The organism is Lentzea indica (assembly GCF_012184385.1).
Classification (GTDB): domain Bacteria; phylum Actinomycetota; class Actinomycetes; order Mycobacteriales; family Pseudonocardiaceae; genus Lentzea; species Lentzea indica.
On the sequence record NZ_VSRL01000299.1, the window covers coordinates 1 to 10093 of the forward strand.

The following is a 10093-nucleotide window of genomic DNA, read 5'->3' on the forward strand; positions in this document are numbered from 1 at the left end:
CGGCCAACGCGAGCACGGTGACGGCGGCGCCGAGCAGTTCGCCGGGACCGGCGCCGGCGTGTGACGCGACGGCGAGCCTGCGTCCTGGTCCGCTCCCCGCACCGGGCCAGATGCCGGCGGGCTCGAACATGGAACGGATCCTCAAGCGCGGCCGGTTGATCGCCGGGGTGGACCAGAACTCCTACCTGATGGGGTTCCGCAACTCGTTCACCGGCGAGATCGAGGGCTTCGACGTCGACGTGGCACGGCAGATCGCGAAGGCGGTCTTCGGTGACGAGAAGAAGGTGCAGTTCAAGGTCGTCACCTCGGCCGAACGGATCCCGATGCTGCAACGCGGCGAGGTCGACCTCGTCGTGCGGACGATGACCATCACCTGCGACCGGCTCAGGGACGTGGACTTCTCGCAGGTCTACTACCAGGCCGGGCAGCGGGTGCTGGTGCGCCGCAACTCCGGCATCACCGGCGTGGAGAGCCTGGCGGACAAGAAGGTGTGCGTGGCGTCGGGGTCGACGTCGCTCAACAACGTCGTGAACCGGGTGAAGACGACGGTGAGCGTGCCGAACTGGACCGACTGCCTGGTGATGCTGCAGCAGGGGCAGGCGGACGCGATCTCCACCGACGACACGATCCTGGCGGGGCTGGCGGCGCAGGACCCCTATACCGAGGTGGTGGGGGCGAGGTTCACCGAGGAGCCCTATGGCGTGGGGGTGCCCAAGGGGCAGGAGGACCTGGTCAGGTTCGTCAACGGTGTGCTGGAGCGGATGCGCGGCGACGGCACGTGGGGTGCGATCTACGGGCGGTGGTTGAACACGCTGGGGCCGGCACCAGCGCCGCCTGTCGCTCGTTATCGGGACTAGGGAGGGGCACCCGGGATGAAGAACGAGTCGAGCGAGGAACTGGATCTGCCCGCGACCGGGCCCGCGACGTCGCCGGGGACCGCACCCTGGTCGGTGTCGCAGGAGGCGTCCCGAGGCAGTTCGGGCCGCTCCAGTTCCGGGCGCACCCGCCGGGGCAGCGCGCGGTCGATGAGCCGTGGCCGGCTGGGGGCGGGCCTGGTCGAGGTGCCGCGGGTGCCGTACCGGGATCCGAAGACGGCGGTGCTGGAGAACCCCGAGGTTCCCGAGGCGAAGCGGTTCTGCTCGAAGTGCGGCAAGAAGGTCGGCAGGCAGAAGGACGGCAAACCGGGCCGGGTGGAGGGGTTCTGCCCGCAGTGCGGTCACGCGTACTCGTTCACGCCGAAGCTGGAACCGGGCGAGGTGCTGCACGACCAGTACGAGGTGCTGGGGTGTCTGGCGCACGGTGGCCTGGGGTGGCTGTACCTGGCGCTCGACCACGCGGTGAGTGACCGGTGGGTGGTGCTCAAAGGCCTGCTCGACTCGGGTGACGCGGACGCGATGGCGGCGGCGCTGGCCGAACGGCGGTTCCTGGCCGAGGTCGAGCACCCGAACATCGTGAAGATCCACAACTTCATCCGGCACGCGGACCGCAAGACCGGCAACCTCGTCGAGTACATCGTGATGGAGTACGTCGGCGGCGAGTCGATCAAGGACATGATCACGCACCGGCGCCGCGAGGGCCGCGGCGACGAGGCGCTGCCGCTGGCGCAGGCCATCGCGTACGTGCTGGAGATCCTGCCCGCGGTCGGATACCTGCACGGTGTGGGGCTGTTGTACTGCGACTTCAAGCCGGACAACATGATCCACACCGAGGAGCAGCTCAAGCTGATCGACCTGGGCGCGGTGCGGCGCATCGACGACCACCACTCCCCCATCTACGGCACCGTCGGCTACCAGGCGCCGGAGATCGGCACGATCGGGCCGTCGGTGTTCTCCGACATCTACACCGTCGGGCGGGCGCTCGCGGTGATGAGCTTCCCGTTCGACTTCCGCGGCCGCTGCAAGGACCGGCTGCCGACGGTGGACGAGGAACCGCTGCTGGGGCGGTTCGAGTCGTTCCACCGGCTGCTGCTGCGCGCCACGAACCCGAACCCGGAGCTGCGCTTCTCGAGCGCCGAGGACATGGCCGACCAGCTCACGGGCGTGCTGCGCGAGGTGCTGGCGATCGAGGACGGCGTGCAGCGGCCGGGCCCGTCGCGGCAGTTCACGCCGGAACGCCGCCGCTTCGGTGTGGAGGGCTCGCTGGACCTGGCCGAGGTGGCGCCAGGCGTGCTGCCGCCGCGAGCGTGAGCACCTCGGACGCGGCGGCCTCCTGGCTGGCGACGGCGACGACGTCGGATCCGGCGGGACTGCGCAAGGCACCGGAGCTCACCGTCGAGGTGCGGCTGCGGATCGTGCGGGTGCTGATCGAGTCCGGGGACACCGAGGCCGCGTTGCGCGAGCTGGAGGCTCTGACGACACCGTCGCTGTTCGACGAGTCCGAGCTCGACCCCGAGGACTGGCGGCCCGACTGGTACCGGGGCCTGGCCGCGCTGACCGACGAACGCGCCGAGGACGCGCTGGGGTTCTTCGACGCGGTGTGCTCGGCGGTGCCCGGTGAGGCGGCGCCGAAGCTCGCGCTCGCGGTGTGCGCGGAGGCCACCGGCGACCTGAAAGCGGCGGCGGGCTGGTACGAGCTGGTCTGGCGGACGGACCACGCGTACGTGTCGGCGGCGTTCGGTCTGGCTCGGGTGCTGCTGGCCTGCGGGGACCGGGCGCGGGCGGTCGACGTGCTGCTGTCCGTTCCGGACACTTCTTCACAACATCTGGCGGCGCAGATCGCGGCGGTACGCGCGCAGCTCGGTGACTGCGGTGCCGAGGACCTCGTCGCGGCCGGGGAACGGTTGCACGCCTTGGACATCGACGTTCATTCGCACACCCAGCTGTCGGCTGAGGTGCTGGAGGCGGCGTACGACTACGTGACCCGCAATCAGGCCGCGGAGGGCAGGGTGCTGGACTGTGCACTCTCCGAACACGAGCTTCGGCTGGGTCTCGAGCGGCGCTACCGCACGCTGGCCCGGTTCGCGGCCACGCCGGAGGAACGGATCGCATTGGTGGACCGCGCGAACGCGGTAAGGCCTAGGACGTTGGTTTGATGGACACCCTGAAGTGCCCGGAGTGCCTCGCGCCCGTCGCGCAGGAGGACCGGTTCTGCGAGGCGTGCGGGCGCAACCTGCTCGTCCGCCGCACGCCGCTGGGCGGGCCGACCGGTCCCGCGCAGGCCTCGTGCATCCTGTGCGGCTCGCCGGACATCGACGACGAGGACTACTGCACGCAGTGCGGCCGGCACCAGCCATCGGCGCGTGACCGGGTGGAGTACACGCTAGGCACGGTGTCCGGGGTCAGCGACCGCGGCAAGCGACGAGCGCGCAACGAGGACTCGATGGCGTTCGGGACCGTCGCGGGCAAGGGTGTCGCCGCTGTGGTCTGCGACGGGGTGGCGTCCTCGGAACGCGCGGAGCAGGCCTCGCAGGCCGCCGCCGACGCCGCCGTGGACGTGCTGCTCAACGCGTTGATCGACACCGCGGATCCGGAACAGGCGATGATCGACGCCGTGGCGGCCTCCTGCTTCGCGGTCGAGCAGCTCGTGGAGACCGAGCCGGTCGAGGCAGGTGGGCGGGGTGTCGCGCCGTCGTGCACGTTCGTGTCGGTGCTGGTCACGGACACCTCGGCGACGATCGGCTGGGTGGGCGACTCGCGCGCCTACTGGTTGTCGGAGGAGGGCTCCAAGCAGCTCACGACCGATGACACGTGGGCGGCGCAGCTGGTCGCGGAGGGTGTGCTGACCGAGGAGCAGGCGCGCACGGACCGTCGCGCGCACGTGCTGTCGCGGTGGATCGGCGCTGACGCCGGCCCGGTGGTGCCGCAGGTCGCGACGCTGCAGCCCACCTCTCCTGGCGTGTTCCTGCTGTGCTCGGACGGGCTGCACAACTACCGGCCTCAGCCGGAGGACCTGCAGCCGCTGCTGCCGTGCGGGCCGGAGGAGTTCGTGAAGGTCGCCCTCGAAGCAGGCGGCCACGACAACATCACCGTCGTACTGGTGCCGTTCGCTCCTGCACCATAGAGTGACCGTGCCGCCGCCCTCCGTTACGTTTTGGAGGCGTACGGGATGGGCACAGGTAGGCGTGGATTCCTGCTGGGCACGGCTGGGGCTTTGGCTGCGGCCGGAACGGCGTCGGCTGCCCCTGGCGGCGTGACGTGGGTGCTGACGAACAACGTCGGGTATGAGGCGGACGGGCCGAAGCGGGCCGTGATCGCCTGCTCGACGCCGGGCGTGCACCGGTTCGAGCTGGTGGAACACGGCACGGGCAAGGTCGTGCATCGCGGCACGGCGAAACACGTGGGCCCGGTGGCGGACTGGAAAGCGAACCAGTTCCCCGCGGTGCCGTCGTTCTATTCGGTCGCGGACTTCTCCGGGTTCACACGTTCTGGTGAGTTCGTGCTGTCGACGGACGGTGCGGTGTCGCGGCCGTTCGTGGTGGAGCCGCTGGTGCTGGAGCGGCGGACGTTGCCGCACGTGGTGCGGTTCTTCAAGGACTCGCGGTCGTTCGGTGAGTACGACCGGGTGGATCGGTCGCTGCCGTATGAGCCGGATCCGTCGGTGCGTGTGGACGCGCACGGCGGTTGGTACGACGCGGCGGCGGACTGGTCGAAGCACTTCACGCAGCTGTCGCGGTACTCGTTCTGCAACACGCTGCAGTTGCCGTTGACCGCCTACGTGCTGTGGGCGGCCTACGACGAGCTGACGCGGCGTGAGGTGGCGGACTTCAGGCATCTGCGGGAGTTGCTGCACGACGAGGCCTTGTACGGAGCGGATTACCTGGTGCGGGTGCAGATGCCGGGTGGGTCGTTCTACGGCTCGGTGCGGCAGCCGCAAGAGGACGACATCGGCATCGACCCGTCAAAACGCTTCCTGCGCATGGGGCCTCTGAACTACCGCGAGGGCTGTGGTGTCGCGGTCGCGGCTCTGGCGCGGGCGGCGCGGGGTTCGGTGGACGGGGAGTTCCCGCGGTCGCGGTACCTGGCGGCGGCTGAGGCGGCGTTCTCGTTCTTGCAGGTCAACAACGTGCGGTTGACCAACGACGGCAAGGAGAACATCCAGGACGACTACAACGTGCTGCTCGCGGCCGTGGAGTTGTTCAAGGCGACGTCGAAGGCCGAGTACCGGGCTGAGGCGGATCGTCGCGCGTCGTCGTTGGTGGCGCGGCTGATGCCTCGCGGGAATTTCCGGGCCGATGACAAGGATCGGCCGTACTTCCATCCGTCGGACGCGGGCATGCCGGTGGTGGCGTTGCTGGCGTACTCGTCGATCGCGGGCTCCGAGGTGCTTGCGGCGGTGCGGAAGTCGCTGGAGTTCGAGCTGTCGATCACCGGCGCGGTGCCGAACCCGTTCGGGTATGCGCGGCAGGTGGTGCAGACGGCGGCGGGTGAGCGGTTCGACGGGTTCTTCTTCCCGCACGACGCGGCCGGCACGTGGTGGCAGGGCGAGAACGCGCGCCTGGCCTCGCTGGCAGCGGCGGCGCGGCTGGCGGCTGCGCGGTTCGACGCGGCGTTCGCGGCCCGGTTGCGGTCGTACGCGGCGGATCAGCTGAGCTGGATCGTGGGCTGCAACCCGTTCGACGTGTGCATGCTGGAGGGCAGCGGGAGGACGGCGCCGATCTACCTGGAGTACCCGGACGGCTCGGCGGTCGGGTCGTGGCGGTGGATCAGGGCGGCGGGCGGGATCGTCAACGGCGTCACCGGTCGTGGCGCGGACGGGCGTGGGATCGAGTGGGATCCGGGTGTGGCGTCGTCGGGTCCGAACACGGACTGGCGGTGGCTCGAGCAGTGGATCCCGCACTCGACGTGGTTCCTGTACGCGGTGGCCGCGGGGTGACGCCCGCGGCCAGGTCAAGCAGCGTCATCGCGTCGTGGTCCGGGGTGCCCGGCGTGGCCAGGTAGACGACGAGGCGCTGACCCTGAGTGCGGTTCAGGGTCAGTCCCTCGTGGGACAGCGTCATGGTGCCGACCTCGGGGTGGTGCATGGTCTTCTCGCCGTCGCCGATCGAGCGCACCTCGTAGCGTTCCCAGTGCCGGTTGAAGTCGGGGCTCTTGACGATCAGCTCGCCCACGAGCGAGGCGAGGTCGGGGGCGTCGGGGTCGGTGCCGGCGATCGCACGGAGCTGGGCGACGCACGCCTGTGCCTTCTGTTCCCAGTCCATCCACAGCTCGCGGGCGGCGGGGTGTAGGAAGGTGTACCGGATGGTGTTGCGTTGCCGTTCCGGCCAGTCCTCGATGCCGTGCAGCAGTCGCAGGCCGCCGGGGTTGGCCGCGAGCAGGTCGTTGGTGCGGCTCACGACGTACGCGGGGTTGGGCCGCAAGGTCTCCAGCAGCAGGGTGACGGTGGGGCGGACGCGGCGTGAGGGCAGTGGACGGGGTTCGGGTGCCTGCCGCGCGGCGCGTGCCGCGAGTCCGCGCAGGAAGTCGCGCTCCTCGCAGTTCAGGCGCAGAGCGTCGGCCAGCGCCTCGACCACGGAGGGGCTCGGGCGGGTCTCCTTGCCGCGTTCCAGCCGCACGTAGTAGTCGATGCTCACTCCTGCCAGTGCCGCCACTTCCTCGCGGCGCAGGCCGGGGGTGCGGCGGCGGGCCGGTTCTGGCGGGCAGCCCGACGTCGGCCGGGCTGATGCCGCCACGGCGAGCGCGCAGGAACCTCCCGAACTCGGTCATGGTCGTCAGTCTTCCAGCGGAAGGTCTCGGTTCCCTGGCCGTGTCACACCCCCTCTGGCGTGACCCCGAAGATCGCGGTCTGCCCGGCGCTCGCGATCCTCACCAGCCTTGAGCGGGTGACAACTCTCGTACCAGAGGTCCGGCGCCAGGCGGCCGGACCGAAGCTGGTCCTGGCTACCGCTTTCCTGGGCATCTTCCTGCTCAACCTCGACTCCATGGCGATGAACGTCGCGCTGCCCAGCATTGGGCGCGAGTTCGGCGGTAGTACGGCGGCGCTGCAGTGGGTCGTGGACGCCTACCTGCTGATGTTCGCGGCACTTCTGCTGTCGGCGGGCGCGTTGTCGGACCGGGTCGGCGCGAGCCGTGCGTTCGGTGCCGGCGTGGCGGTCTTCACCGTCGCCTCGGCGGCCTGCGGGCTGGCGCCGGGGCTGGGCGAGCTGATCGCCGCCCGGCTGCTGCAGGGTGGTGCGGCCGCGGTCATGCTGCCGTCGTCGCTGGCTTTGGTCCGGCAGGCTTTCCCGGACGCGGCGCGACGGGCACGGGCGATCGCGCTGTGGACCGTCGGTGGTGCTCTCGCGATCGCCGCTGGTCCGGTGGTCGGCGGGGTGCTTTCCGGCACTCTGGGCTGGCGGGCGATCTTCTTCGTCAACCTGCCGGTCGGCGTCGCCACTCTCGTGGTGCTGGCCCGCGCGGGACGTTCACCGCGGCTGGTCCGGCCGCTCGATCCGCTGGGTCAGATCACCGCGATCGTGGCGCTGGTGGCACTGACGTTCGGGGTGATCGACGGCGGGGAGCACGGCTTCGGCTCGCCCGTGGTGCTCGGATCGCTCGGTCTTGCCGCGGTGGCGGCGGTCGCGTTCCTACTGGTCGAGTCGCGGGTGGCGGCGCCGATGGTGCCGTTGAGCCTGCTCCGTTCGCGCACGGTGACGCTGTCGGTGGTGATCGGGTTCGTGGTGAACGCCGCCTTCTACGGGCTGGTGTTCGTGCTGAGCCTGCACTTCCACGACGTGCTGGGCCTGTCGGCTGAGGCGGCGGGGTTGATGTTCGTGCCGATGACGGCGGTGGTCGCCGCGGCCAACCTGGTCTCGGCGCGGGTGGCGGCCAGGGTCGGGCCGCGGGTGCCGATCGCCGCGGGACAGGCGATCTGTGCGCTGGCGCTGTGCGCGCTGTTGGTTGGCGATCCGACCGCGATGCCGGTGATCGCGTTGCTGCTCGTTCCGGTCGGGTTCGGCCTGGGTCTGGCGGTTCCGTCGCTGACCGCCCTGCTGATGGGAGAGGTCGCCGCGGACCGGGCGGGCATGGCTGCCGGGGTGCTGAACTCCTTCCGGCAGACGGGCGGTGCGCTCGCGGTGGCGGTTTTCGGGGCCGTGGCGGGGTTGCGGGTCGCGCTGGTCGTGGCGGTGGTGATGCTGGTGGCCGCCACGGCCGCGGCGCTGCTGCTGCCACGCCGATTTACCGCTGACTAACTGGGGCGGGGCACCGTCGTGCCGTGAAATTCGTTTCTGTCGCGGCGGTGGCCGCATTCGTGCTGACCGGACTGTCGTCCGGGGTGGCGCACGCGGAGTCGGCGCCGGGGTGCGGCCCGGTGACGCAGATCGGCAAGACCGCCTACATCGGTGGTGACTCCCGGGACGCGAAGGCGTCGGTGAAGCAGTTCAAGGGCTGTGGCAAGAACTGGGCGTACGTGTACGTGTGGGACTCGTTCGCCCGCCGGGTCGGTGACTTCCAGATCACCGTGGCCATGGACGTGGCGGAGCAGATCAAGGGCCAGAAGACCTACCCGCGCAACCAGCAGGAGGGGTGGTCGGCGGGCACCGACTCGCTGACCAAGTGCACCCGCGCGGTCGCTGCCTTGAAGGACTTCGTGATCAGCGATGTCTGGCAGACCGCCGAAACCGACTGGAGGTGCTGACGATGAAGCGTTCACTCGTGGTGGCCGCGGCCCTGATGGCGACGTTCATGCCGGAGGTCGCGCACGCGGAGTCGGCGCCGGGGTGTGGCCCGGTGACGCAGATCGGCGGCACCGCCTACATCGGCTGGGAAGCCGGCCAGAAGTGGGCGTCGGTGAAGCAGTTCAAGGGTTGCAACAAGAACTGGGCCTACGTGTACGTGTGGGACTCCTTCCACAACCGCGGTGACAACTACACGGTCTCGGCGGCGATCCTGACGCCCAGCGGCTCGAAGGGGTACAAGAAGGGCCGCAACCGGCAGCAGGAGGTGTGGTCGGAGGGCACGAACACGTTGAGCGTGTGCACCCAGGCGCAGGGGCACCTTCAGGACAACCCGGAGTACGCGCACTTCGCGAACACCGAGAAGCGCTGCTGAGCCTCATCATGGGGTGATGAGAGCCCCGGTGTTGATCGCGGCGGTGGTGGTTGTCACCATCATCGCCGTGGTCTTCGCCTTTCATCGCAAGCTGGTCTACTTCCCCTCCCCTGGTCCGCTGCCGTCCGCGGAGGAGGTTCTGCCCGGTGGCCGCGACGTGCGGCTGGTGACGGCGGACGGCCTGATGCTGGGCGGATGGCACTTCGAGCTGCCCGACGCACGGGCGACGGTGATCGTGTTCCCCGGCAACGGCGGCAACCGGCTGGGGCGGGTGCCGTTGGCGCGTGAGCTGACCTCACGCGGTCTGTCGGTGTTGCTGTTCGACTACCGCGGTTACGGCGACAACCCCGGCAAGCCCTCCGAGGAGGGCCTGACCTACGACGCGCGGGCGGCGCTGGACCTGATCGACGGCCCGGTGATCTACTTCGGCGAGTCGCTGGGCGCGGCGGTGGCGGTCGAACTGGCCACGTATCGCGCGCCTGCCGGGCTCGTGCTGCGTTCACCGTTCTCGTCTCTGGCGGCTGTCGGCTCGCACCACTACCCGTGGCTGCCCGTGAGGATGTTGTTGCAGGACAAGTACCCGCTCGTGGAGCGGCTGTCCGGTGTGGACGTTCCGACGGTCGTGGTGCTGGGCACGTCGGACTCGGTGGTGCCGCCGGCGCAGAGCCGTGAGGTGGCGACGGCGGCGCGGGCGAAGCTGATCGAGGTCGCGGGCGCCGACCACAACGACGAGGTGCTGTTGTCCGGCCCGCAGGTCGTGGACGCGGTGCTGTCAGTCGGCTGACGGCGCGATCTCGCCGGAACCGCGGCGCACGAGCGCGGCGGGGACGACGGCGTGCACGGGTGGTGAGGTGTCGCCGTCGATGCGGGCGAAGATGAGCTCGGCGGCTTTGCGGCCGATGCCGGGGACGTCCTGGCGCACGACGGTGATGCCGGGTTCGAGCATGTCGGCGAGCGGGAAGTCGTCGAACCCGATGAGCGCGGTGCGGTGCTGCCGGCCGCGGGCGCGCAGCACGCGCATCGCGCCGACGGTGACGAGGTTCTGCGCGGTGAACAGCGCCGTGGGTGGCCGGTCGAGGTCGAGCAGCGCGGTGGCGGCGGCCTCGGCGAGGTGCGGCGCCGTGCAG

General features: G+C 70.2%; 10 protein-coding genes and 1 pseudogene. 9 read left to right on the forward strand and 2 right to left on the reverse strand.

The window, feature by feature from the left end; translation table 11 throughout:
- Positions 1–128 precede the first annotated feature (128 nt).
- Genes FXN61_RS42690 through FXN61_RS42705 form a run of 5 tightly spaced genes read left to right on the forward strand, consistent with a single transcriptional unit; the run spans position 129 to position 5811 of the window.
- On the forward strand, positions 129–857 hold the full coding sequence (locus tag FXN61_RS42690; protein ID WP_246292894.1) for a glutamate ABC transporter substrate-binding protein: 729 nt from the start codon (positions 129–131) through the stop codon (positions 855–857).
- 15 nt (positions 858–872) lie between these two features.
- Complete coding sequence (locus tag FXN61_RS53685; protein ID WP_246292895.1) at positions 873–2186, forward strand: serine/threonine protein kinase; 1314 nt, start codon at positions 873–875, stop codon at positions 2184–2186.
- Positions 2183–3031, forward strand: coding sequence for a tetratricopeptide repeat protein (locus tag FXN61_RS53690; RefSeq protein ID WP_312878432.1), 849 nt, complete (start codon positions 2183–2185; stop codon positions 3029–3031). The genes FXN61_RS53685 and FXN61_RS53690 overlap by 4 nt, the downstream gene beginning before the upstream one ends.
- The gene (locus tag FXN61_RS42700; protein ID WP_167979544.1) at positions 3031–3999 is read left to right on the forward strand and encodes a PP2C family protein-serine/threonine phosphatase; all 969 of its coding nucleotides are present in this window, start codon (positions 3031–3033) and stop codon (positions 3997–3999) included. The genes FXN61_RS53690 and FXN61_RS42700 overlap by 1 nt, the downstream gene beginning before the upstream one ends.
- A 45-nt stretch (positions 4000–4044) precedes the next feature.
- Positions 4045–5811, forward strand: coding sequence for a glycoside hydrolase family 9 protein (locus FXN61_RS42705; RefSeq protein ID WP_167979545.1), 1767 nt, complete (start codon positions 4045–4047; stop codon positions 5809–5811).
- A gap of 76 nt (positions 5812–5887) precedes the next feature.
- Here the strand turns inward: FXN61_RS42705 and FXN61_RS51175 are convergent.
- Positions 5888–6607 (reverse strand): annotated as a pseudogene (locus tag FXN61_RS51175) (helix-turn-helix domain-containing protein); the annotation flags it as partial.
- A 93-nt stretch (positions 6608–6700) separates the two neighbouring features.
- On the opposite strand from FXN61_RS51175, the gene FXN61_RS42710 reads away from it, so the two are divergent.
- Genes FXN61_RS42710 through FXN61_RS42725 form a run of 4 tightly spaced genes read left to right on the forward strand, consistent with a single transcriptional unit; the run spans position 6701 to position 9750 of the window.
- Positions 6701–8107, forward strand: a complete 1407-nt coding sequence (locus FXN61_RS42710; RefSeq protein ID WP_223165836.1) for an MFS transporter — start codon at positions 6701–6703, stop codon at positions 8105–8107.
- 23 nt (positions 8108–8130) lie between these two features.
- Positions 8131–8553: a hypothetical protein gene (locus tag FXN61_RS42715; RefSeq protein ID WP_167979546.1), complete on the forward strand. Its 423-nt coding sequence runs from the start codon at positions 8131–8133 to the stop codon at positions 8551–8553.
- Positions 8554–8555: 2 nt separating this feature from the next.
- On the forward strand, positions 8556–8966 hold the full coding sequence (locus tag FXN61_RS42720; RefSeq protein WP_167979547.1) for a hypothetical protein: 411 nt from the start codon (positions 8556–8558) through the stop codon (positions 8964–8966).
- Between the two features lie 16 nt (positions 8967–8982).
- Complete coding sequence (locus FXN61_RS42725) at positions 8983–9750, forward strand: alpha/beta hydrolase (protein ID WP_167979548.1); 768 nt, start codon at positions 8983–8985, stop codon at positions 9748–9750.
- On the opposite strand, the gene FXN61_RS42730 is transcribed toward FXN61_RS42725, so the two are convergent.
- On the reverse strand, positions 9739–10093 hold a 355-nt coding region (locus FXN61_RS42730), incomplete at its 5' end, for a substrate-binding domain-containing protein (RefSeq protein ID WP_167979549.1). The genes FXN61_RS42725 and FXN61_RS42730 overlap by 12 nt on opposite strands.

Excerpts from the sequence above, each read along its gene's own strand:
- FXN61_RS42705 (WP_167979545.1), top strand. The coding sequence starts at position 4,045 with ATGGGCACAGGTAGGCGTGGATTCCTGCTGGGCACGGCTGGGGCTTTG.
- FXN61_RS42725 (WP_167979548.1), top strand. The coding sequence starts at position 8,983 with ATGAGAGCCCCGGTGTTGATCGCGGCGGTGGTGGTTGTCACCATCATC.
- FXN61_RS42720 (WP_167979547.1), top strand. The coding sequence starts at position 8,556 with ATGAAGCGTTCACTCGTGGTGGCCGCGGCCCTGATGGCGACGTTCATG.
- FXN61_RS42690 (WP_246292894.1), top strand. The coding sequence starts at position 129 with ATGGAACGGATCCTCAAGCGCGGCCGGTTGATCGCCGGGGTGGACCAG.
- FXN61_RS42700 (WP_167979544.1), top strand. The coding sequence starts at position 3,031 with ATGGACACCCTGAAGTGCCCGGAGTGCCTCGCGCCCGTCGCGCAGGAG.
- FXN61_RS53685 (WP_246292895.1), top strand. The coding sequence starts at position 873 with ATGAAGAACGAGTCGAGCGAGGAACTGGATCTGCCCGCGACCGGGCCC.